The organism is Cryobacterium sp. Hb1 (assembly GCF_004403585.1).
GTDB lineage: Bacteria > Actinomycetota > Actinomycetes > Actinomycetales > Microbacteriaceae > Cryobacterium > Cryobacterium lyxosi.
The window spans coordinates 149679-170633 of the sequence record NZ_SOHI01000024.1 but is presented as its reverse complement, the minus strand read 5'-3'; the positions used below and the strand labels follow the sequence as shown (position 1 = coordinate 170633).

At 62.6% G+C, this 20955-nt stretch carries 25 protein-coding genes; 22 read left to right on the top strand and 3 right to left on the bottom strand.

Going from position 1 to position 20955, the window contains the following annotated elements; translation table 11 throughout:
* Positions 1 to 78: 78 nt before the first annotated feature.
* The 6 genes from E3T38_RS08275 to E3T38_RS08250 all read left to right on the top strand — a co-directional run bounded on the left by E3T38_RS08275 (position 79) and on the right by E3T38_RS08250 (position 4253).
* On the top strand, positions 79 to 597 hold the full coding sequence (locus tag E3T38_RS08275) for a single-stranded DNA-binding protein (protein ID WP_104197299.1): 519 nt from the start codon (positions 79 to 81) through the stop codon (positions 595 to 597).
* 49 nt (positions 598 to 646) lie between these two features.
* Positions 647 to 910, top strand: a complete 264-nt coding sequence (gene rpsR, locus E3T38_RS08270) for a 30S ribosomal protein S18 (protein ID WP_035835236.1) — start codon at positions 647 to 649, stop codon at positions 908 to 910.
* A gap of 9 nt (positions 911 to 919) precedes the next feature.
* Positions 920 to 1369, top strand: coding sequence for a 50S ribosomal protein L9 (rplI, locus tag E3T38_RS08265; protein ID WP_134547808.1), 450 nt, complete (start codon positions 920 to 922; stop codon positions 1367 to 1369).
* 458 nt (positions 1370 to 1827) lie between these two features.
* On the top strand, positions 1828 to 3255 hold the full coding sequence (gene dnaB / locus E3T38_RS08260; RefSeq protein ID WP_369831152.1) for a replicative DNA helicase: 1428 nt from the start codon (positions 1828 to 1830) through the stop codon (positions 3253 to 3255).
* 171 nt (positions 3256 to 3426) lie between these two features.
* Entirely contained in the window at positions 3427 to 3987 is a 561-nt protein-coding gene (locus tag E3T38_RS08255) for a hypothetical protein (protein WP_166805474.1), read from the top strand.
* Positions 3984 to 4253, top strand: a complete 270-nt coding sequence (locus E3T38_RS08250; protein WP_134547806.1) for a hypothetical protein — start codon at positions 3984 to 3986, stop codon at positions 4251 to 4253. Before E3T38_RS08255 ends, E3T38_RS08250 begins: the two co-directional genes overlap by 4 nt.
* A 70-nt stretch (positions 4254 to 4323) precedes the next feature.
* On the opposite strand, the gene purB is transcribed toward E3T38_RS08250, so the two are convergent.
* Both purB and E3T38_RS08240 read right to left on the bottom strand, forming a co-directional pair.
* Complete coding sequence (gene purB / locus E3T38_RS08245) at positions 4324 to 5706, bottom strand: adenylosuccinate lyase (RefSeq protein WP_134547805.1); 1383 nt, start codon at positions 5704 to 5706, stop codon at positions 4324 to 4326.
* Positions 5703 to 6230 (bottom strand): low molecular weight protein-tyrosine-phosphatase, encoded by a 528-nt coding sequence (locus tag E3T38_RS08240; RefSeq protein ID WP_134547804.1) that lies wholly within the window; start codon positions 6228 to 6230, stop codon positions 5703 to 5705. The genes purB and E3T38_RS08240 overlap by 4 nt, the downstream gene beginning before the upstream one ends.
* A gap of 127 nt (positions 6231 to 6357) precedes the next feature.
* Between E3T38_RS08240 and E3T38_RS08235 the strand changes: the two genes are divergently transcribed.
* Positions 6358 to 6648, top strand: coding sequence for a hypothetical protein (locus E3T38_RS08235; protein ID WP_134547803.1), 291 nt, complete (start codon positions 6358 to 6360; stop codon positions 6646 to 6648).
* Positions 6636 to 8102 carry a hypothetical protein gene (locus tag E3T38_RS08230; RefSeq protein ID WP_134547802.1) on the top strand — a complete coding sequence of 489 codons (1467 nt, stop codon included), beginning with the start codon at positions 6636 to 6638 and terminating at the stop codon, positions 8100 to 8102. Before E3T38_RS08235 ends, E3T38_RS08230 begins: the two co-directional genes overlap by 13 nt.
* A 22-nt stretch (positions 8103 to 8124) precedes the next feature.
* On the opposite strand, the gene E3T38_RS08225 is transcribed toward E3T38_RS08230, so the two are convergent.
* Positions 8125 to 8517: a phage holin family protein gene (locus E3T38_RS08225; protein ID WP_134547801.1), complete on the bottom strand. Its 393-nt coding sequence runs from the start codon at positions 8515 to 8517 to the stop codon at positions 8125 to 8127.
* An 88-nt stretch (positions 8518 to 8605) separates the two neighbouring features.
* On the opposite strand from E3T38_RS08225, the gene E3T38_RS08220 reads away from it, so the two are divergent.
* The 14 genes from E3T38_RS08220 to E3T38_RS08155 all read left to right on the top strand — a co-directional run bounded on the left by E3T38_RS08220 (position 8606) and on the right by E3T38_RS08155 (position 20954).
* Positions 8606 to 9712, top strand: a complete 1107-nt coding sequence (locus E3T38_RS08220; RefSeq protein ID WP_134547800.1) for a histidinol-phosphate transaminase — start codon at positions 8606 to 8608, stop codon at positions 9710 to 9712.
* Positions 9713 to 9806: 94 nt separating this feature from the next.
* Entirely contained in the window at positions 9807 to 10898 is a 1092-nt protein-coding gene (locus E3T38_RS08215) for a thiamine pyrophosphate-dependent enzyme (protein ID WP_134547946.1), read from the top strand.
* A complete protein-coding gene (locus E3T38_RS08210; protein ID WP_134547799.1) occupies positions 10898 to 11902 on the top strand; it encodes an alpha-ketoacid dehydrogenase subunit beta in 1005 nt (334 codons plus the stop codon). Before E3T38_RS08215 ends, E3T38_RS08210 begins: the two co-directional genes overlap by 1 nt.
* Before the next feature lie 37 nt (positions 11903 to 11939).
* Positions 11940 to 13286, top strand: a complete 1347-nt coding sequence (locus tag E3T38_RS08205) for a dihydrolipoamide acetyltransferase family protein (RefSeq protein WP_134547798.1) — start codon at positions 11940 to 11942, stop codon at positions 13284 to 13286.
* 56 nt (positions 13287 to 13342) lie between these two features.
* The gene (locus E3T38_RS08200) at positions 13343 to 14386 is read left to right on the top strand and encodes a metal ABC transporter substrate-binding protein (RefSeq protein WP_134547797.1); all 1044 of its coding nucleotides are present in this window, start codon (positions 13343 to 13345) and stop codon (positions 14384 to 14386) included.
* A 7-nt stretch (positions 14387 to 14393) separates the two neighbouring features.
* Positions 14394 to 15191 (top strand): metal ABC transporter ATP-binding protein, encoded by a 798-nt coding sequence (locus E3T38_RS08195; RefSeq protein WP_241984369.1) that lies wholly within the window; start codon positions 14394 to 14396, stop codon positions 15189 to 15191.
* Positions 15192 to 16082 (top strand): metal ABC transporter permease, encoded by an 891-nt coding sequence (locus tag E3T38_RS08190; RefSeq protein ID WP_134547796.1) that lies wholly within the window; start codon positions 15192 to 15194, stop codon positions 16080 to 16082.
* Positions 16082 to 16930, top strand: coding sequence for a metal ABC transporter permease (locus E3T38_RS08185; RefSeq protein ID WP_134547795.1), 849 nt, complete (start codon positions 16082 to 16084; stop codon positions 16928 to 16930). Before E3T38_RS08190 ends, E3T38_RS08185 begins: the two co-directional genes overlap by 1 nt.
* A complete protein-coding gene (locus E3T38_RS08180; RefSeq protein ID WP_134547794.1) occupies positions 16927 to 17331 on the top strand; it encodes a Fur family transcriptional regulator in 405 nt (134 codons plus the stop codon). The genes E3T38_RS08185 and E3T38_RS08180 overlap by 4 nt, the downstream gene beginning before the upstream one ends.
* A 222-nt stretch (positions 17332 to 17553) precedes the next feature.
* A complete protein-coding gene (rpmB, locus tag E3T38_RS08175) occupies positions 17554 to 17790 on the top strand; it encodes a 50S ribosomal protein L28 (protein ID WP_035835252.1) in 237 nt (78 codons plus the stop codon).
* The gene (gene rpmG, locus E3T38_RS08170; protein WP_035880539.1) at positions 17790 to 17957 is read left to right on the top strand and encodes a 50S ribosomal protein L33; all 168 of its coding nucleotides are present in this window, start codon (positions 17790 to 17792) and stop codon (positions 17955 to 17957) included. The genes rpmB and rpmG overlap by 1 nt, the downstream gene beginning before the upstream one ends.
* 2 nt (positions 17958 to 17959) lie before the next feature.
* Positions 17960 to 18265: a 30S ribosomal protein S14 gene (gene rpsN / locus E3T38_RS08165; RefSeq protein WP_092110538.1), complete on the top strand. Its 306-nt coding sequence runs from the start codon at positions 17960 to 17962 to the stop codon at positions 18263 to 18265.
* Between the two features lie 310 nt (positions 18266 to 18575).
* The gene (locus E3T38_RS08160) at positions 18576 to 18863 is read left to right on the top strand and encodes an HU family DNA-binding protein (protein ID WP_035835256.1); all 288 of its coding nucleotides are present in this window, start codon (positions 18576 to 18578) and stop codon (positions 18861 to 18863) included.
* 102 nt (positions 18864 to 18965) lie between these two features.
* A complete protein-coding gene (locus tag E3T38_RS08155; RefSeq protein WP_174775222.1) occupies positions 18966 to 20954 on the top strand; it encodes a cytochrome c oxidase assembly protein in 1989 nt (662 codons plus the stop codon).
* Position 20955: the final 1 nt, after the last annotated feature.

Here is a 20955-nt window from a genome sequence, read left to right as displayed (position 1 = left end):
GCTGCCGCCAAGCCTGCTGCTGCCAAGGCCACTCCGGCTCCGGCCGCTGTTGCCGACAAGGCAAGCGACAAGTAGCCCATGGCTGGCGAGACCGTAATCACCGTGGTAGGCAACCTCACCAGCGATCCGGAACTGCGTTACACGCAGAACGGGCTGGCGGTTGCCAACTTCACCATCGCTTCCACTCCGCGTACGTTCGATCGTGCGGCCAACGAGTGGAAAGATGGCGACGCGCTGTTCCTGCGTGCAAGCGTTTGGCGTGAATTCGCCGAACACGTTGCAGGTTCACTGACCAAGGGGTCGCGTGTCATCGCTTCCGGGCGTCTCAAGCAGCGTTCGTATGAGACGAAGGAAGGTGAAAAGCGCACGAGCATGGAGCTCGAGATCGACGAAATTGGTCCCTCGCTGCGCTACGCCACCGCTTCCCTCACTCGCGCGCAGTCGTCCGGCCCCCGCAGCGGCGCTCCCGCTGTTGGTGGTCAGGGCAACGATGAGCCGTGGGCACCCAGCGCCCCCGCCAAGGCGGCTGCGCCCGCAGCGTCCGGTGGAGACGTCTGGAACAGTCCAGGCAACTTCAGCGACGAGACCCCCTTCTAAGCCACGCCTGGCGCGTAGCTAACATCTTTTTTGAGAAAGTAAGGAAATCATGGCTGGAAAGTCGAGCGGCGACCGCCGCAAGCCGCTTCGCGGAGCTAAGGGTGGCAAGAACGCCGCTCCCGCGAAGTCGATTCGGGTTGGTGTCATCGATTACAAAGATGTCCCCACCCTGCGCAAGTTCATCTCCGAGCGTGGAAAGATCCGCGCCCGCCGCATCACAGGCGTCTCCGTCCAGGAACAGCGCCTCATCGCCCGTGCCGTCAAGAACGCTCGCGAAATGGCTTTGCTGCCCTACGCAGGCTCAGGCCGGTAAGGAAACCAAATGTCGAAATTGATTCTGACGCATGAGGTCTCCGGCCTCGGTGCACCCGGCGACGTCGTAGACGTCAAGAACGGGTTTGCTCGTAACTATCTCGTTCCTAAGGGTTTCGCTGTTGCGTGGACCCGTGGTGGCGAGAAGCAGATCGAGCAGATCAAGGCCGCCCGCGCAGCGCGCGAGCACGCCACCTTCGAAGAGGCCGAGGCACTCAAGGTCAAGCTTGAGAACACCAAGGTCACCCTGGTCGTCAAGGCCGGCGCCGGCGGGCGTCTGTTCGGTTCGGTCAAGACCACGGATGTGGCTAACGCCGTCGCAGCCGCTGGCCTCGGTACGGTCGACAAGCGCAAGATCGAACTCGCTGCGATCAAGCTGACCGGTGAGCACACGGCAACGGTTCGTCTTCGTGACGAGCTCAGCGCCACGATCACCCTCGTGGTCGTCGCCGCCAAGTAACAACGCACCTCGGTGGGTCCGGTGCTGTACGGCCGGCAGCTTTCACCTACTCCCGTAGCGGGGGATTCCTCAAGGAATCCCCCGCTACGGGGCGTTAACGATCGTTTTGGGGGATTGACCCGCTGCTTTTGTGCACAGGTGAGCATTCATATCGGCAAGGTTCAAGGGTTTATTGAAGGTACTTTACTCACAACCATGTTAGTAATTAAAAAGCCTGATCAGAGTAGCTTTATTCGGCAAATTTTAATATTTGTCCACAGGTGAGTGCACAGGTTCTGCACAATCTCCACGGCGTTTCGCGCAGATTATCCACAAGGTTATCCACAGGGGGGTTTGTGGCGAGTGCCGCTGGCTCTTTAGGGTAATTCAGTGTCGGCATCTCGCTCAGGCTGGTGTGTCCCGTCTCGTGTCGGTGGGCCCTGATACACCTATGAGAACGACAGAGAAAGAGGTGCCGAGTGTCAATCGCTCACCTGGGCCTGGCAAATCAGCCAGCGTCAAATGAGTACGGTTTGTCAGCGAGTGGTGGACCCGGTCGCAACGAGCGTTCCGCTGAAGCCTGGAAGTCGGAGCGAGCACTGCCCCACGATCTCCTCGCAGAACAGAGCGCCCTCGGTGGCATGATGCTCAGCAAAGACGCTGTTGCCGACGTTGTCGAGACCGTGCGGGGCGGCGACTTCTACATCCCCAAGCACGAGATCATCTTCGACGCCATTCTCTCGCTCTACGCCCAAGGCGAGCCGACCGACGTGATCACCGTCACCGATGAGCTCACCAAAGTCGGTGAACTCTCGCGGGCCGGCGGCGCGGACTACCTGCACACCCTGACGAGCCTGGTGCCCACCGCTGCCAACGCGGGGTTCTACTCGACCATCGTGGCCGAACGCGCGCTGCTGCGCCGTCTGGTCGAGGCTGGCACCCGTATCGCCCAGATGGGCTACGCCGCAGAAGGGGAGGTTCTCGACCTCGTCAACACCGCGCAGGCCGAAATCTATGCCGTCACCGGGGGGACCCAGACGGAGGACTACGTTCCGCTCACCGATGCTGTGACGGCGGCGATCGAGGAAATCGAGGCCGCCAAGCTCAAAGACGGCCAGATGAGCGGCGTCCCCACGGGATTTGCCGACCTCGATGAGCTGACCAACGGATTCCATGGTGGCCAGCTCATCATCGTGGCGGCTCGTCCGGCGTTGGGTAAGTCCACCCTCGCCCTCGACTTTGCACGCTCGGCGTCCATCCACCACAACATGCCGAGCATCTTCTTCTCACTTGAAATGGGGCGCAGCGAAATTGCGATGCGCCTGCTCGCGGCGGAGGCTTCCGTTCCTCTCCAGAGCATGCGCAAAGGAACCGTTGAGGCGCGTGATTGGACCACGATTGCCGCTACACGCGGCCGCATCAACGACGCACCGCTCTACATCGATGACAGCCCGAACATGACCCTGGTTGAGATCCGCGCCAAATGCCGCAGACTCAAGCAGCGGGTCGGCCTCAAGATGGTCATCATCGACTACCTGCAGCTGATGACCAGTGGCAAGAAAGTCGAATCACGCCAGCAAGAGGTCAGCGAGTTTTCGCGCGCTCTCAAGCTGCTCGCCAAAGAGCTGCAGGTTCCGGTGATTGCGTTATCCCAGCTCAACCGTGGACCAGAGCAGCGCGCTGACAAGATGCCGGCCATTTCTGACCTTCGTGAGTCGGGTTCACTCGAGCAGGATGCCGACATGGTTATTTTGCTTCACCGCGAAAGCGCCTACGAGAAAGACAACCCGCGCGCCGGCGAGGCCGACCTCATCGTGGCCAAGCACCGTAACGGCCCGACGCGCACCGTCACGGTTGCCTTTCACGGACACTACTCGCGCTTCGCCGACATGGTGGCGGGCGGGTAGTTCGCACCGCGCTCTGGGCATCAGCGCGTGCAGCCCGCTCGCAGATCCGGCCGGTGTCGCCGCGTAGACTAGTCCTGTCCAACCTTGCAACGAAAGAGGTCGTGCGTGGCGAACGCGCAGGTACCATCAAGCGTCGGGCCCCGCTATTGGGCCGTGCCCGTCGGGCGCGCCATGATCGCAGTCATCCCAGCCATCATCATCACATTCAACCGCGATCACTCCGCGCAGCTGGGTTTGATCGTCTTCGGCGCATTCGCCCTGGCGAGCGGCCTCCTTCTCGTGCTGGTCGGGCCTCGCTCCCTGACCGTTACCACCGACCGCAGCCTGTTTCTCATTCATGGCGTCGTGAGCATGATCGCTGGGGCGCTGGCTCTCGGTTTCCACACGGGTGGACACGGGCTCTTTCTCTTTGTCGTGAGCGTCTGGGGAGCCGTCACTGGTCTGCTCGAAATCTATGCCGGCATCCGGGTGCGCTCACGTCCCCTGCCCGCCAAGGACTGGCTCTTCACCGGCATCGGCGCAGCAGTACTCGCCCTGCTCCTTCTGCTGCTTCCGCCCAACCCGGTTGTCTCGGTCGGGTTGTTCGGCGCCTACCTGGTCTTTCTCGTTGTATTCCTGCCGATTGCCGGGCTGTCCCTCAAAGGGGATTCTCCGCGACAGCGTTCTGATGCCACGGCACCAGCGGACGCCGCCACCGCGAACACCGCAACCAATGATTTGGACTCCCTGTGACCAAAAAGACTCCTGGTACCCCAGGCCCGGCGCACCAGCCGAGCCGTTCTGATCGGTTGAAGCCGGTCGAATTGCTCGCAATTTCTGCCGGGATGGCCCTGTTCGTCGGGTTGACCATTCTCGGGACCACACGCGAACTCATACTCTCCGTCATCGGGCTCGGTGTGACGTTTATCGTGGCGCTCGTGGTGATCGCGATGCTCGTGCTCGGTATGAAACCGAACGCGTCGGAGCAAAGTGACCTTGATGAGCAAAACGGCCACTAGCCAACGTCCAGCTACACAAGAGCACCGTCATCGGTTTCGATGACGGTGCTCTTGTGTAGCTGGCGGCTGATCAGGGCAGATAATCAACCAGGGCGTCGGAGAGACCGACGTAGCTGGCCGGGGTCAGGGCCAGGAGCCGGGCCTTGGCCGCGGCGCCGATGTCGAGGGCTGACACGAACTCGGCGAGGTCGGCGCTCGTGATGCGCTTACCGCGGGTCAGCTCCTTGAGCAGCGCGTATGGGTCTTCAATCGATGAGCGCCCCGCCGAGACCTCGGCACGAATCACAGTCTGAATCGCCTCTCCCAGAATCTCCCAGTTGGAGTCGAGGTCGCTCGCGAGAAGCGCACGGTCAATATCAATCTCGCCCAGGCCCCGCAGAATATTATCGAGCGCGAGCAATGAATGCCCAAAGCCGACACCGATATTGCGCTGGGTGGTCGAGTCGGTGAGGTCACGCTGCAGACGGCTGGTCACGAGAGTCGCCGCGAGCGAGTCCAGGATGGCGCAGGACAGTTCGAGGTTGGCCTCCGCGTTTTCGAATCGAATCGGATTGATCTTGTGCGGCATCGTGGAAGAACCGGTGGCGCCGACCTGGGGGATCTGGCGGAAGTAGCCAATAGAAATATAGGTCCAGATGTCGGTGGCCAGGTTGTGCAGAATGCGGTTCGCGTGGGACGCGCGCGAATACAGCTCGGCCTGCCAGTCGTGCGATTCGATCTGGGTCGTGAGTGGGTTCCACCCGAGACCAAGACCCTCGACGAACTCGCGTGACAGCGCAGGCCAGTCGACAGAGGGCTCCGCAGTCACGTGCGCGGCGAAGGTTCCGGTAGCGCCGCTGAACTTGCCCAAATACTCACCGGCATTGATCTGACGCACGATGCGCTCGAGCCGGTAAACGAACACAGCAAGTTCTTTTCCCATGGTTGTCGGCGTCGCGGGCTGTCCATGGGTACGCGCCAGCATTGCATCCGCTCGAAATTCCAGCGCGTTCCTGCGCAGCGCATCGATGACCAAGCTCAGCTTAGGTAGCCAGACGGTCTGGACGGCGTCACGAACGGTCAGGGCGTAGGAGAGGTTATTGATGTCTTCGCTGGTGGCGGCAAAATGGGTGAGTTCGCTGATGTGACCGAGGCCCAGCGTTTCCAGGCGCCGACGAACGAGGTATTCGACGGCTTTGACGTCGTGACGGGTGGTGGCCTCAAGCGTGGCCAGTTCGTCAATCTCGGCCTGACCGAAATCGGTCACGAGGGAGCGCAGGGCGAGCTTCTGTTGGGTGTTGAGGGGCGCGGAACCAAACAGACTGCGGTCGGTGAGGGTGATCAGCCACTCCACCTCGACGCGCACACGGGCACGGTTGAGACCGGCCTCGGACAGGAACTCGCCCAGATCGGAAACGGCGGCTCGGTAGCGGCCATCTAGTGGGCTCAGAACCTGTACGGGTAGGTGACTCATTGGACTCCCTGTCGAATTGCGGGTGCAAGTTGTTTCACAAGTGCGTGACTTGCCCTCTCAATCATGCCCAATACGGCGTCAAACAACGCATCGTCGGAATAGTACGGGTCTGGCACGTCGAACAGGGCGGCCTGCTCGGCGTCAAAGCTCAGCAGCAGGCGCACCTTGGCGCGATCGCGATCCTCCAGTGCCCAGTTACGCAGGATGCGCTCCTGGCTGCGGTCGAGGACGACGACAAGGTCGTGCTCAGCGAACCACAGCGGGTCAAACTGACGGGCCCGATGGTGACTGCCGTCATAGCCGCGCTTGGCCAGGGCCGTGATCGTGCGACCGTCGGCTTGCTCACCCACGTGCCAGTCTCCGGTCCCAGCTGAACTGCTCGCGATGAGACGACCAAGACCAAGCTTCGTGACGAGGTCGCGAAGCACGACCTCGGCCATGGGCGACCGGCAGATGTTACCCGTGCAGACGAAAATGATTCGAAACGGCGTCGACTCATCGGGGGTGAGCGGCGCGAAGGACATGCCGTCCATTGTGGAGCAGTTTCGTCTTCTCCACACGCCCAGTTTTTGGTGTCTGTGCACAGATTGCGCGTGGGTCAGCCGGCAGAATCGCTCATTCTGCGACGATCATCCCTGACGAGGAGGTGTCATGGACGGTGTGGAGATGCTGTTGCACGGTCAGAGTCGTTCTGAACGTCTGGCCATGTTGCGCACCCAGAGGAATCTTCTCTTTACGCTGCACGCAGATATAACAGCGGGCCGTCGACACCTGAGCATGCTCGACCCCAGTGATGTCTGGAGTTCGCGCTCGCAGCGCGAATACTCGTGCCGTGTGGCCGAAATGCTCGGAGACGTCGATGTGGTTTTGCACTATCTCGATGAGGCGCTCGCCAGTGTGCGAAGTCACATTCACGAGGAGGAGCAGATATGTCGAGCGTGAGTGATGGATTGGAAGACGGTGACCTGGTTGTCTCGGTGGGTGGCTCCGCCACCGTGGCAACGGATGCCATTCTGGCTCAGTCCCAATTCGTGGACGCACTCCACGACGATGCCGCCGACTGGGCTAACCGCGCCTACCGCATTCGAAATTTGGATCCGATGTGGCCGGCGAACTGGCTTGGACAGGATCCCTGGCCGGATCTTCTGCAGGCGGCCGGCAGGCTCCAGCAACTCGCGACGCTGTGTTCGGAAGTCGCGAGTAATCTTCGGGCAGCAGCCCGAAATTATGGCTATGCGGAGCGGCTGGTGCAAAAACTCGCGCTGCTTAGTGCCGCTGACATGGCTCATAATCTTGGCAGTCTTGTTCGTGCTTGTTTGTTGGCGCTGTACAGCACGCCGGTCGGTGTCGCCCTGACCGGGATTCTCACCCTCGAACTGATGCGCCGTTACGGAACCATGCAATCTCCGTCCGCGGTACAGAACGGCTCAGTCGGTGGAGTGCAGATCAGTCCTCGCTTGCTCACCAACCCGGCTGTGGTGCTGCTCGTTCGACTAGCGGCCTCATCAATCGACGATGCCGCCGCTGGTCTGGGAGGGATGCCGCGAATTGTTGGTCGTACATTCGGCGACGAGGGATTAGGACTGATCGGCGTTTCCCAGACCGCCCTCAGGGTTGTGGCTGCGGCGCGCGCCCTGGGTCTGCTTCAGGAAGGTCCGGTGACGGCTGCGGCGGTGGGAGCACCAACGCGAGCGACCCCACCAACAGGGGTCGGTGACCTCGCGGCGCGCATACCGAGAGCCGTCCCGGGCAAGCCGCAGGTGCGCATCGAGAAATACGGCACGCTCGACAACCCTTCCTGGGCGGTCTACATCGGCGGAACGGTCGATTGGGACCCTGTCGCGACGACTGAACCGTGGGACCTCACAGCAAACATTGCTGCGGTTGCCCGCCAGAATGCGGGCTCCTTCTCGGCTGTCATCGACGCTATGAAAGCGGCTGGAATTGCACCGTCCGATCCGGTTGTCCTTGCCGGCCACTCTCAGGGCGGGCTGGTCGCGACCCAGGTTGCGGCGTACACCTGGTTCAATGTGCAGGCGGTCGCAACCTTTGGGGCACCCGAATCGAGAGTTCCGGTACCACCTGGCGTGGCCACGATGACGGTAGAACACACCGATGACGTCGTGACCGCTATAGGCGGCGCCAGCTTGCTCGATTCCGACGATCGACTCCTCGTTCGGCGCGAAGCGTTTGCTGTGCAGGAGCCGCTACCCGGGACTGTGCTGCCTGCTCACAATCTCGATACCTATCAGGAGACGGCGCACATCATTGACGCCTCGCCGGAAGAAAACCTCAGCGGCTTTCGTTCCACTGTGACCGGAATCATCGGGAGCGAACCGGGTGAGGCCGTGTTGTGGCGCGGTGTCCGCTTGCCGGGAGGACCTGCGCAACAGTAGGACGCGTGCGGGTGCGGCCCGATCAGTTGCGCGCGGTGACCGGGCGCAGAATGAGACCGAGCAGCCAGGAAACAATGCCGAGAACCAGTGCGCCAAGCACGCCCCACCAGAAGCCGTCGACGATAAGGCCGAACCCCAGAAACCCGGAGAGCCACGCCACCAGCAACAGGAGCAGTCCGTTGACGATGAGTGAGAACAGACCCAGCGTCAAAACGTACAGCGGAAAAGCCACGACACGCAGCACACCGCCGACCACCGTGTTCACGAATCCGAAGATCAGCGCAAGGAGCAGATAGGTGAGCACGCTGGCACCCGCGTCCGGCGCGTAAGGCGTGACGTGCACGCCGGTCACGAGCAGTGCGGTGAACCACAGGGCTATCGCGTTGACGATCAGTTGGATCAGAAATCTAGCCATGCCCCACTATCTCACCGGCTCGCGGCGGGCGAAAGTCCGACGAACATTCATTCGTCATCGCGAATATATCCGGGCGTAGACTCACCGAGTGAGCCTCTCAGACCGACCCTCCGTCCGCCTGCGCCCGGAGATTATCGCCCTCCCGGCCTACAAACAAGGCAAACCGGCCGATGCCAGTGCCTATAAGCTCTCCAGCAACGAGAACCCATTCGACCCGCTGCCGGGGGTTATCGCTGCGGTTACGGCCGAAACGGCCTACAACCGGTACCCGGATTCCTCGGCGCTGGCTCTGCGCGAGCACCTCGCCGCCAAGTACAGCATCGGCGTCGATCAGGTGCACATCGGTTCCGGTTCGGTGGCCTTGCTGGCCCAACTCATTCTCGCTGCTGCTGGCCCGGATGATGAGGTGCTTTACTCCTGGCGGTCGTTTGAGGCCTATCCCTCACTCGTAACCGTCGCCGGTGCTGTCAGTGTGCGCGTGCCCAACCGCCCCGATCACGCCCATGACCTGCCCGAAATGGCCGCCGCGATCAGCGACAACACCCGGGTCGTCATCGTGTGCTCACCGAACAACCCCACCGGCACGATCGTGACCAAGGACGAATTCGAGGCTTTCATGGCCGTCGTCCCGACCGATTTGCTGGTCATTCTCGATGAGGCATATATCGAGTTCGTGACCCAAGCGGATGCCGTCAGCGGCCCGCCACTGCTGGCCCGCTACCCCAACCTTGTCGTTCTCCGCACCTTTTCAAAGGCCTACGGCCTCGCCGGGCTGCGGGTTGGTTACGCGCTCGGTCCTGTGGACATTCTGAACGCCGCTCGTTCGACTGCGATCCCCCTCTCGGTTACCGCGCAGGCCGCCGCTGCTGCTATCGCCTCCCTCGTGGCCGAGAAAGAGCTGCTTGATCGGGTCCGAGTCATCGCCGCGCGTCGCGATGCGACCTGGCAGGCGTTGATCGACCAGGGCTGGAACATCCCGGTGCCCCAAGGCAACTTTCTCTGGCTGCCCACCGGCGCCGAAACAGCCAGTATCGCCGAGGCGCTCAGCGAAGCTGGCCTGGTGGTGCGTCCCTTCGCGCTCGAAGGTATTCGGATCTCGATCGGTGAGGAGCAGGCTGTAGCGACACTCTTAGTAATGAGCGCAGATCTTGTCGACGCGCTTCCCGTTGACCACCCGGCTCGGAAGATAGGTTAGTACGGTGTCAGCCACCCGAAACGAAGCGATTGCGTCACGCATTGCTGCAGCGCCCACACCTTTTGGTCTCGATGGGACCGAGACGTGCGTGCGCATGATTTCCCCGACCGGGGTGTTCGAACCGAACGCCGCCGCCGAAGAGTTTCTGCCCTACCTCGACCGCCTCACCGAGGCTGACTACCGACGTTTCTATCGGGACATGGTCGTGGTGCGGAAGTTCGACACCGAGGCGGCCAACCTGCAGCGTCAGGGCCAGCTCGCTCTCTGGGTTCCAAGCCACGGCCAGGAGGCCGCACAGGTGGGATCCGCCTACGCCACCCGGCCGCAGGACCATGTGTTTCCCTCTTACCGGGAGCACGTGGTCGGCATGATCCGTGGTCTTGACGTCGTGGATATTCTGCGGATGCTGCGCGGTGTCACCCTCGGCGGCTGGGTCCCCGAAGAGCACGGAAACTTTCACCTCTATACCCTCGTGCTCGCCTCGCAGACCCTGCACTCCACCGGCTACGCCATGGGCATGCAGCTCGACGGTTCGACCGCGACCGGCAACGCAGAGACCGATCAGGCCGTCATTGTCTACTACGGCGACGGAGCATCATCGCAGGGCGACGCCAACGAGGCGCTCGTTTTCGCGGCGAGCTACCAGACGCCACAGGTGTTCTTTCTGCAGAACAACCACTGGGCGATCTCGGTGCCCGTCGCCCGGCAGTCCCGTACGCCGCTGTACCTGCGTGCCGCTGGCTTCGGCATGCCGGGTACCCAGATCGACGGGAATGATGTGCTCGCGAGCTTCGCCGTCACGGCAAAGTCGATGGACGACGCTCGCGCCGGCCACGGCCCGTCGCTGATCGAGGCACTCACCTACCGGGTCGGCGCCCACACGACCGCCGATGATCCGACCAAATACCGCGACCCAGAGGAACTCGCCTACTGGGTGGCCCGCGACCCGATCGTGCGCTTTCGCAGCTACCTGAAGGGCTTGGGCGTCGAGCAGCAATTCCTCGACGACGTCGATGACGAAGCGGCCGATTTCGCCGCCGATGCCCGTCGTCGTGCTCTCGAGATCACCGGGCCGGAGCAATCGGTGATCTTCGACAACGTCTACGCCGAACCGCATCCGCTCGTGGCTGAGCAAAAAGCCTGGCTGGAACGCTACGAAGCATCTTTCGACGAGGGCAAGAACTGATGACCGCTGCACCAGACACGAGCGTGGCATCCGCTTCGCTCCCGATGACCAAGGCTCTGAACGCCGGGCTGCGTCGCGCAATGCTCGACGACCCCAGAGTTCTGCTGATGGGCGAGGACATCGGCCCCCTCGGTGGAGTATTCCGGGTCACCGAGGGCCTCATCGCCGAATTCGGTGACAAGCGGGTGCTCGATACGCCGCTCGCCGAATCCGGCATCATCGGTACGGCAATCGGCCTGGCCATGCGCGGGTTTCGCCCGGTCTGCGAGATTCAGTTCGACGGATTCGTTTTTCCCGGCTTCGACCAGATCACCAGCCAGCTCGCACGTATGCGCAACCGCCACGAGGGCGGGCTCATCATGCCGGTGGTCATCCGTATTCCCTACGGCGGACACATCGGCTCGATTGAGCACCATCAGGAGAGCCCGGAAGCCTACTTCGCGCACACTCCCGGCTTGCGTGTGGTCAGCCCCTCCAATCCGCACGATGCCTACTGGATGATGCAGGAGGCCATCGCCAGTGACGACCCGGTGATCTTCTTCGAGCCCAAGAGCCGCTACTGGCCCAAGGGTGAGGTGCGCTTTGATGAAAGTGGAACACCGCTGCACGCCAGTCGCGTCGTTCGGGCCGGCACCGACGTCACCGTCGTCGGTCACGGCGCAATGGTCAGCGTGCTGCTCCAGGCGGCCGAACTCGCCACCGCGGAGGGCATCAGCCTCGAGGTCATCGACCTGCGTTCGATCTCCCCGATCGACTATCGACCGATTCTGGGTTCCGTGCAGAAGACTGGCCGACTCGTGGTCACCCAGGAGGCGCCCGGCTTCGTGAGTGTCGGCAGTGAGATTGCCGCCACGGTCGCCGAGCGATCGTTCTACACGCTCGAAGCGCCCGTGCTGCGGGTCTCTGGCTTTGACACACCGTTTCCGCCGGCCGCCGTCGAGACACACTTTTTGCCCAGCCCCGATCGGGTGCTGGAAGCTGTCGACCGCGTTCTCGCCTACTGATCATGCTCACTTTTACCAGCAGCAGGAAAGGCACAGTATGAGCGTGTCGAAGTTCACTCTCCCCGATGTCGGCGAAGGCCTGACCGAGGCTGAAATCGTTGAGTGGAAGGTCGCGCCCGGCGACGCCGTGACGATCAACCAGGTTCTGGTCGAGATCGAAACGGCTAAGTCCCTGGTCGAGCTGCCGTCGCCGTTCGTGGGCGTGGTCGCGGAGATTCTGGTCGCGGCGGGCGCGACCGTCGACGTGGGTACCCTCATCATCACGATCAATCCTGATGCCAGTTCAGCGGCAGCGGATGCCGCCGACACTGATTCCGGTGACCGTATGACCGTGGACGCGAGCACCAGCATCATCGACGAAGCCCCGGAACCGGTGCTCGTCGGCCGCGGCGCCGCCGCTACCATGCCGACCCGTCGGCGTCGGCATACCGCCGCAAGCGTCGCCCACGAGACACTCGCGCCCAAAGCCCCGGCGCGCGCGCGCGTCGAGGCTTTGGAACCGACCCGGCGCGCGGCATCCGTTGGACCGGTCATGGCCAAGCCGCCCATTCGTAAACTCGCCAAGGACCTCGGTGTCGATCTCTCCCTCGTCGAAGCGACCGGGCCGGTCGGCGACGTGACTCGCGAGGACGTGCTGCGCGGCGCGACCCAGACCAGCGTGTTCCGCAACATCCAGACGCCGGAATGGCCGGTCGATCGCGACGAACACATTCCCGTGAAGGGTGTGCGTAAAGCCATCGCGCAGGCAATGGTGAAGAGCGCTTTCACCGCCCCGCATGTGAGCTTGTTTGTTGACGTCGATGCCACCCGCACCATGGAATTCGTCAAGCGACTCAAGGCGTCCACGGACTTCGCCGGCATTCGCGTGTCGCCCCTGTTGATCATGGCCAAGGCCATGATCTGGGCCGTGCGGCGCAACCCCACGGTGAACTCGACCTTCACCGATGAGGAAATCATCGTGCGGCACTACGTGAATCTCGGCATCGCAGCAGCGACTCCGCGCGGGCTGATCGTGCCGAACATCAAAGAAGCGCAGGACATGAGCCTGCTCGAGCTTGCGGCGTCCCTCGAGAAACTCACTATGACCGCGCGCGACGGTAAGACCAGCCCGGCCGAGATGAGCAATGGCACGATCACGATCACCAATATCGGCGTGTTCGGCATGGACACCGGTACTCCCATCCTCAACTCGCCAGAGGCCGGAATCGTGGCCCTCGGCACGATCAAGCAGAAGCCGTGGGTCGTCGATGGTGAGGTGCGAGTTCGGTATGTGACCACGATCGGCGCGAGCTTCGACCATCGCGTCGTCGACGGTGACGTTGCGAGTCGTTTTCTGGCCGACGTCGCGAGCATCATCGAGGAGCCGGCACTGCTGCTCGAATAGGAAGCTCGCCCGCTAATGGTTTTGACAATCATTATCAGCAAGGCTACTGTCGAGGAATGCACACGAGACATTTCGCCGTTCCCGCACTCCTCGCGTCAGCCGCACTAGCCCTCTCGGGATGCTCGTCTGAAACGACCGCGAGGGCCGACGGCGCAGCCAGCGACCTCAAGATCGTAGCCACAACCACCCAGGTCGCCGATTTCACCCGCAACGTGGTCGGCGATGCCAGGGGCGTCGACCTGACCCAACTCATCCAGCCGAACCAGAGCGCGCACAGCTATGACCCGTCCGCGGCCGACCTGACCGCGCTCGGCGCCGCCGACGTGCTCGTGATCAACGGCGTCGGACTTGAAAAGTGGCTCGACGACGCCATAGCCGCATCCGGCTTTGACGGTGTCACGATCGATGCCGATGAGGGCATCACGATCTCCGAGGTCGGGGCGGGAGAGGGTCAGGCGAACGACCAGCACGCCGACGAAGAAGCGGATGCCCACACCGATGTGGCCGCGGATGAGCATGCCCACGAGGGCGGTGATCCGCACATCTGGACGAACGTGCAGAACGCGAAGACAATCGTCGCGACGATCGTCGACGGTCTCACCTCCGCCGACGCAGGCAACGCGGTGACTTTCGAATCCAATGCCACGGCGTACACGGCGCGACTTGATGACCTCGACGAATGGATCCGCACCAACGTCGACACGGTGCCGGAGAGCGAGCGGCTGCTTGTGAGCAACCACGACTCCCTCGGCTACTTCACCGCCGCGTACCACATCGATTATGTCGGTTCGGTGATTCCAAGCTTCGACGACAACGCCGAGCCGAGCGCTGCCGAGATCGACTCCCTCGTCGCGGCCATCACGGCGACCGGCGTCACGTCCGTCTTCTCCGAGGCATCCCTCAGCCCCAAAACCGCCGAGACGATTGCGACCGAAGCTGGTGTGACCGTCTACTCCGGCGATGATGCGCTCTACGTCGACTCGCTTGGCCCGAATGGAAGCGCTGGCGATACCTACATCAAGGCGCAGCTGCACAATGCCACGCTCATGCTCGACTCGTGGGGAGTCACGCCCTCTGCACTGCCCGCTGACCTGCAATAGTTAACACGTGATCGAGAACACTTCTCAAGTAACACCCACAGCGAACGCTGCCGCCGCTCTTCGTGTGGCGACGGCGTCGTTTGCGTACGGCGCGGACCCCACGCTGACCGGTATCGACTTCACGGTGCTGCCCGGTCAGGCTGTTGCCCTGATCGGCCCGAACGGGTCGGGCAAGTCCACCCTGCTCAAAGGTGTCCTCGGGCTCATCACCTGCACGTCCGGTACCGTCGAGGTGCTGGGACAGTGGCCGGCGCCGGCCGGCTACATCGGCTACGTGCCCCAGACCGACCAGCTCGACCCGCACTTTCCGGTCTCACTCGAGCAGGTCGTCATGATGGGCCGTTACCGCTCTCTCGCTTGGTGGCGCATGCCGACCAAGGCCGATCGCCGAGCCGTGGCCGAGGCGCTGGAGACCGTCAGCCTGGGCGATCGTGCAAAGACACGCTTCGGTGAGCTCTCGGGCGGGCAGCAGCAACGTGGTCTGCTCGCGCGCGCCATCGCATCCGCTCCGCGCTTGCTTCTGCTCGATGAGCCCTTCAATGGTCTCGATCAGGTCAACCGGGATGCACTCATCGAAACCGTGAAGCGCCTCAAGAAGCAGGGCGTCGCGGTGCTCGTATCGACCCACGACCTTGATCTCGCGCGAACCGTCTGTGAGTGTGTGCTGCTGCTCAACGGTGCTCAGGTGGCGTTCGGGCCGCGCGATGCGGTGCTGACCCTCGCCAACGTGCAGCAGGCATTCGGCTCCGTCGGTGTGGAAATGGACGAGCACACCATTGTGGTTCCCGGTCACGGAGGTCACTGAGTGGGTGTCTTCACGCCGCTGATCACCGCCTTCGACCTGCCGTTCATGGCCAGGGCGTTGCTCGTGCTCGTCGTTCTAAGCCTCGTCGCCGGACTCGTCGGTGTGCTCGTCAACCTGCGTGGGCTGGAGTTCATCAGTGACGGACTCACCCACGCGGTCTTTCCCGGTGTGGCCATCGGATTCGTCTGGGGTGGCCGCGACGGGCTATTCGTGGGAGCCATGGTGGCGGCGCTCATCGCGGCCGTCGTGCTCACCGTGATCGTCAAGCGCGCGGTCACGTCGGACGCCGCGATCGCTATCGTCTTCACGGCCATGTTCAGCGTGGGGATCATAGTAGTTTCACGGGAAACAAATTATGTCGGTCAGTTGGACGCCCTGCTGTTCGGACGCCTGCTGACCGTCGGCCCGGCCGAGGTCAACCAAACCGTTGTGGTCTGCCTGATCGCCCTGGTCATGGTGGGGTTCACCTTGAAAGAGCAGGTCTTTTTAGCTTTCGACAGTGAAGGCGCGGCGGCGGCCGGCTACCGGCCGCTCCTGCTCGACATTGTGCTCAATGTCGCCATTGCCCTCGTTGTGGTGGCCGCAAGCAGCGCCGTGGGCAACCTGCTCGTCCTCGCCGTGCTGATCGTGCCGGGCGCAGTCGCCCGCCTGGTGACCAATCGACTGTGGCTGCTCTTTCCGGTCGCGGCCGGCTTTGCGACCCTGGCCGCCTGGGTAGGGCTGACGCTCGGCTACGAAGCATCGGTCAACGGCGGCGTCGACCTGCCGAGCGGAGCCACTGTTGTGCTCGTGCTCGTCGCGGGTTACGTGCTGGCACTGGTCGTGCGGCTCGCACTGGAGCGAATCCGCGGCCCGCGTCGACATCGCAGCACCATACCGGTGGAGCACTGATGGGCTACTTTGAACAGGCCCTCCTGGCGGCAGTGCTGATCGGGACGCTCAGTGGCCTCGTCGGCACCCTGGTGGTGCTGCGCCAGCGCACCTTTTTCGCTCAAGCACTCACCCACGCGACTTTTCCGGGAGCGGTCGGCGCGGCGATTCTCGGAGTGAGCATTCCACTCGGCGCCGCCGTGGCGAGCGTAGTCATCGTGGGCGTCATGACGATGATCGGGCGCGTCGAACGTCAGGGAAAACAGGTGGCATCTGGAATTCTGCTCACCGCCGGATTTGCACTCGGCGTTCTGCTGCAGGGGCTCAATCCGTCTCTGCCGGTCAAGGTCGACTCGTACCTGGTGGGTTCGATTCTCACGGTGAGCGGTAATGATGTCGCACTCGTGGCTATCGTGCTGGCGTGTGCCGTACTCGCCATTGTCTTTCTGGGCAAGCAGATCATGTTCTCGACCTTCGACGTGAACGGCTTTCGCGCGGCCGGCTATCGAGAATGGCCGATCGAAGTGCTGACTCTGATACTCATCACGGCCACCGTCGTCACCGCGATGCCCGCAGTGGGGGCCATCCTCGCCATCGCCCTGATCGCTGCCCCCGCAGCAGCCGCCCGGCTCGTCTCGCGGACGACCACTCAGATGTTCGTCATTGCTCCCCTGCTCGGCGCCCTGGCTGGACTGGCCGGCGTGCTGCTTTCTCGTTCACTCGACGTGGCGGCCGGCCCGGCGATTGCCCTCACTGCGGTGGCCGTGTTCCTGCTTGCCCTGCTGCTGCGGCGGTTGGTTGCTACACGGCGACCCCGTGAAGCGGATGCGCGCCGACCACAGCGAACATCGCTACGGTTGATGTCATGAAGCGAAACACCTGGCAGCGCGAGGCCGTTCGGGGCGCCCTCGACGCGAACGACGGCTTCGTCAGCGCCCAGGCGCTGCACTCTGCCCTGCACTCGACCGGATCCCCGATCGGACTGGCGACGGTCTATCGTGCCCTGGCCGATTTAGCCGATACGGGTGAGGCCGACTCGCTCCAGTCGCCAGAGGGTGAAAGCCTCTATCGCGCGTGCAGCACCAACGACCACCACCACCACTTGATCTGCCGTAACTGCGGTCTCACGGTCGAGATCGAAGCGGATGCCGTTGAAACCTGGGCCAAGGACGTCGCCGCGAAGAACGGTTTCACCGCTGCCGCCCACGTCGTCGATGTCTTTGGTCTGTGCGCCGCTTGCACGGCGAAAGCCGCAGCATCCGCTAGGTGACGCGAATCGACAAGGCGGCACGCTGAAGGGCTGGCCGGTGGAAGCGCCGTGGTCTCGCAATTTCGACGGAGATTCGCGGATGAATTTGCACTGCGGCTGGGGAGCCCGTATCGTGGGAGATTGCTGCGCCTCTGCGCGCGCATTGCAGGTTGTTCATTTATGAGCAGCCTGCCGACAAGGGATCTTGGGAAGGGCATTCGCCCTTCGGTAATGGAGGAAACCATGGCATCTGTTTGCCAGGTGACCGGAGCTGTTCCCGGCTTCGGACACAACATTTCGCACTCGCACCGACGCACCAAGCGTCGTTTCGACCCGAACGTTCAGAAGAAGACGTACTACGTGCCGTCGCTTCGTCGCAAGGTCACACTGACCTTGTCCGCAAAGGGCATCAAGGTTATTGATGCTCGTGGTATCGAGAGCGTCGTCAAGGACGTTCTCGCTCGTGGGGTGAAGATCTAATGGCTAAGGCTCATGACGTACGTCCGATCATCAAACTTCGTTCCACGGCTGGAACCGGTTACACCTATGTAACCAAAAAGAACCGCCGTAACGACCCCGACCGTCTCGTGCTCAAGAAGTACGACCCGGTTATCCGCAAGCACGTTGATTTCCGTGAGGAGCGCTAAACATGGCGAAGAAGAGCATGATTGCCAAGAACAACCAGCGCAAGGTCATCGTCGAGCGGTATGCCGTCAAGCGCCTGGAGCTCAAGAAGGCCCTGGTTGACCCTGCCGGCACCGACGAGTCGCGTGAAGCCGCTCGCAAGGGCCTGCAGAAGCTGCCGCGCAACGCGAGCCCGGTGCGCCTGCGCAACCGTGACGCCGTTGACGGTCGTCCCCGCGGCCACCTCTCCAAGTTCGGCATCTCGCGTGTTCGTTTTCGCGATATGGCGCACCGCGGCGAGCTGCCCGGCATCACCAAGTCCAGCTGGTAACTCCTTCTAACACCGTTGAAGCTCGTCTTCATCGGCTTCTGAATCATCCAAACGGGATGTCGACTCTGGGTCGGCATCCCGTTTAGTTTTAATCCCTCTCTGGCGCCGTGTTTCGCGGAGAGCGAAAATCGAGCGCTCGAGAGGGTGAAAGTACACTGAAATGATCAAAAATCGCCGTAAATCCGGGGTTTTTGGTGGATCAATGCTAGATTTCAACTCGGTCGAACCGACCAGCGGGGCTTCTCTTCGAGGAGCATCCGTATTACGAATATCGCTGTGTATACAGACGAAGGTCCGAGGAGGACACTCAATGGCTGACAAGTCGCTGAACAAGACCGAGCTCGTTGCCAAGGTTGCCGCTGACTCAGGACAGAGCCAGGCCGCCGTTGACGGCGTTCTGAACGCATTCTTCGCAACCCTGGCCGAGACCGTTGCCGCTGACGGCAAGGTCACCATCCCGGGATGGCTGGGAGTCGAGCGCACCGCTACGGCCGCCCGCACCGGCCGCAACCCGCAGACCGGCGAAGAAATCGCCATCGCAGCCGGCCACCGCGTCAAGCTGACCGCCGGAAGCAAGCTCAAGGCTGCCGCCAAGTAGCTTTTAGTGAGAAAAGGGGCGTCGACGCGAGTCGGTGCCCCTTTCTGGTTTCCGGGCACTTTACGCGACGAATGTCCAGGGGTGGGCGAATAAACTGGACAGGTGCCCCGTATAGTCCGCATTCTCGGACCGGCAGCTCTGCTGCTGGTCGCTGTCTTGTCTACCCTTGTCGCGTTGGCCTACGGTGGTGGCGCTTCAGCCCAGCTCCTCGCCGACCCGGGGCCGGTGGTGCGCTGGGGCCTTCCCCTGGCCAAGCTCGCGGTCAACATCGCGGCGGCGGGCACCATCGGTGCACTGGTGCTCACGCTGTTCGCGCTGAGCCCCAAGCAACGTGAATACAGCACCGCCCTAGACTTCGCCGCAGCGTCGTCGGCACTGTTCGCCGTCGCATCCGCTGTCACGGGCTTTCTGACCTTTCTGCAGGTCACCAATGTGCCACTCGGCATCAGCGATCAATTCAGCGCCACGGTCGGCCAATTCTTCAGCCAGATCGAACTGGGGCAGGCCTGGCTCGCGACGACCTTGATCGCCGCCGGCGTCACGGTACTGTGCTTCGCCGTGCGTAATCAGACCGCATTGGTCTTTGTGACCGTACTGGCCCTGACCGCGTTGCTGCCTATGGCTCAGCAAGGCCACTCAGCGGGCGCGTCGGGACACAACGCCGCGATCACGGCCCTCGGGTTGCACCTCGTCTTCGCGGCGATCTGGCTGGGTGGCCTGCTCACCATTGTCGTGCTGCGTACCCAGCTGGACGGCGAACGCATCCGGCAGGTGATCGGGCGGTATTCCTCCCTCGCACTGGTCTCGTTCATCGTGGTGGCCGCGTCGGGCTATGCCAGCGCTGAACTGCGCATCGGCAGCTGGGATAACCTGCTCAGCCCCTACGGCCTGCTCGTGCTCGTGAAGGTCACCGCTCTCGTCGCACTCGGCGGGTTCGGCATTGCTCAACGCCGATTCTTTATCAAACGGATGCAGCGGAGCGGGCCGGCGAACGGTCGCTGGTTCTGGTGGCTCGTCGTGACCGAGCTCGGCTTCATGGGCCTCGCGTCCGGTGTGGCCGCCGCGCTCGCCCGCACGGCGACGCCTGTCGCCCAAGTAGTCGCAACCGAGGTTCCCCAGTCAACGCCGGCGCAGATTCTCACCGGTGAACTCTTGCCGCCGGAACTCACTTTCTCGCGCTATTTCACCGAGTGGAACCTTGACCTCGCCTGGATTCTGTTCTGTGCATTCGGCATCTTTTTCTACCTGGCCGGCGTCTGGCGGTTGCACCGCCGCGGCGACGCATGGCCGATCTACCGCAGCGTGCTCTGGATTCTGGGTATGCTCACCCTGTTCTACATCACCAACGGTGGAGTGAATGTGTACGAGAAGTACTTGTTCTCCACCCACATGCTCGTGCACATGGTGCTGACCATGCTCGTGCCCTTGTTGCTCGTGCCGGGCGCCCCGGTAACGCTCGCCGCGCGCGCGATCGCCAAGCGGCAAGACGGCAGTAGGGGTGCGCGCGAGTGGATCCTCACCGCGGTGCACTCGCGCTTTGCCGGCATCGTCGCCAACCCGATTGTCGCGGCCGTGCTGTTCGGTGTCTCACTGTGGGTGTTCTATTACACCTCGATCTTCAGTTGGGCCACCACCGACCACATCGGCCACCTGTGGATGATCGTGCACTTTCTCATTACCGGCTACCTGTTCGTGCAGTCCCTGATCGGCATCGACCCGGTACCGTATCGCCTGCCGCACGCCTTCCGACTGCTGTTGCTGTTGGTGACGATGGCCTTCCACGCGTTTTTCGGCCTCGCCCTGATGAGCGGCACAGGGCTGCTCCTGGCCGACTGGTACGGAGCGATGGGCCGCACCTGGGGAGTGTCAGCCATCGCCGACCAGCAGATGGGTGGCGGTATCGCTTGGGGAATCGGCGAACTGCCGACCTTTGTGCTGGCCGTTGTCGTCGCGATCATGTGGAGCCGTGACGACACTAAAGTCACGAAACGGCTGGATCGCACGGCGGACCGTACCGAGGACGCCGAGCTCATCGAGTACAACGCGAACCTGGCCCGTATCGCCGTGCGCGACGCTCGGACCCCCAGCTAGC

Bases quoted from the DNA above. Each gene is read 5' to 3' on its own strand.
- E3T38_RS08275 (WP_104197299.1), top strand. From the start codon at position 79: ATGGCTGGCGAGACCGTAATCACCGTGGTAGGCAACCTCACCAGCGAT.
- rpsR (WP_035835236.1), top strand. From the start codon at position 647: ATGGCTGGAAAGTCGAGCGGCGACCGCCGCAAGCCGCTTCGCGGAGCT.
- rplI (WP_134547808.1), top strand. From the start codon at position 920: ATGTCGAAATTGATTCTGACGCATGAGGTCTCCGGCCTCGGTGCACCC.
- E3T38_RS08255 (WP_166805474.1), top strand. From the start codon at position 3,427: ATGATCGCAGTCATCCCAGCCATCATCATCACATTCAACCGCGATCAC.
- purB (WP_134547805.1), bottom strand. From the start codon at position 5,706: ATGAGTCACCTACCCGTACAGGTTCTGAGCCCACTAGATGGCCGCTAC.
- E3T38_RS08240 (WP_134547804.1), bottom strand. From the start codon at position 6,230: ATGTCCTTCGCGCCGCTCACCCCCGATGAGTCGACGCCGTTTCGAATC.
- E3T38_RS08235 (WP_134547803.1), top strand. From the start codon at position 6,358: ATGGACGGTGTGGAGATGCTGTTGCACGGTCAGAGTCGTTCTGAACGT.
- E3T38_RS08230 (WP_134547802.1), top strand. From the start codon at position 6,636: ATGTCGAGCGTGAGTGATGGATTGGAAGACGGTGACCTGGTTGTCTCG.
- E3T38_RS08225 (WP_134547801.1), bottom strand. From the start codon at position 8,517: ATGGCTAGATTTCTGATCCAACTGATCGTCAACGCGATAGCCCTGTGG.
- E3T38_RS08215 (WP_134547946.1), top strand. From the start codon at position 9,807: ATGATTTCCCCGACCGGGGTGTTCGAACCGAACGCCGCCGCCGAAGAG.
- E3T38_RS08210 (WP_134547799.1), top strand. From the start codon at position 10,898: ATGACCGCTGCACCAGACACGAGCGTGGCATCCGCTTCGCTCCCGATG.
- E3T38_RS08205 (WP_134547798.1), top strand. From the start codon at position 11,940: ATGAGCGTGTCGAAGTTCACTCTCCCCGATGTCGGCGAAGGCCTGACC.
- E3T38_RS08200 (WP_134547797.1), top strand. From the start codon at position 13,343: ATGCACACGAGACATTTCGCCGTTCCCGCACTCCTCGCGTCAGCCGCA.
- E3T38_RS08185 (WP_134547795.1), top strand. From the start codon at position 16,082: ATGGGCTACTTTGAACAGGCCCTCCTGGCGGCAGTGCTGATCGGGACG.
- E3T38_RS08180 (WP_134547794.1), top strand. From the start codon at position 16,927: ATGAAGCGAAACACCTGGCAGCGCGAGGCCGTTCGGGGCGCCCTCGAC.
- rpmB (WP_035835252.1), top strand. From the start codon at position 17,554: ATGGCATCTGTTTGCCAGGTGACCGGAGCTGTTCCCGGCTTCGGACAC.
- rpmG (WP_035880539.1), top strand. From the start codon at position 17,790: ATGGCTAAGGCTCATGACGTACGTCCGATCATCAAACTTCGTTCCACG.
- rpsN (WP_092110538.1), top strand. From the start codon at position 17,960: ATGGCGAAGAAGAGCATGATTGCCAAGAACAACCAGCGCAAGGTCATC.
- E3T38_RS08160 (WP_035835256.1), top strand. From the start codon at position 18,576: ATGGCTGACAAGTCGCTGAACAAGACCGAGCTCGTTGCCAAGGTTGCC.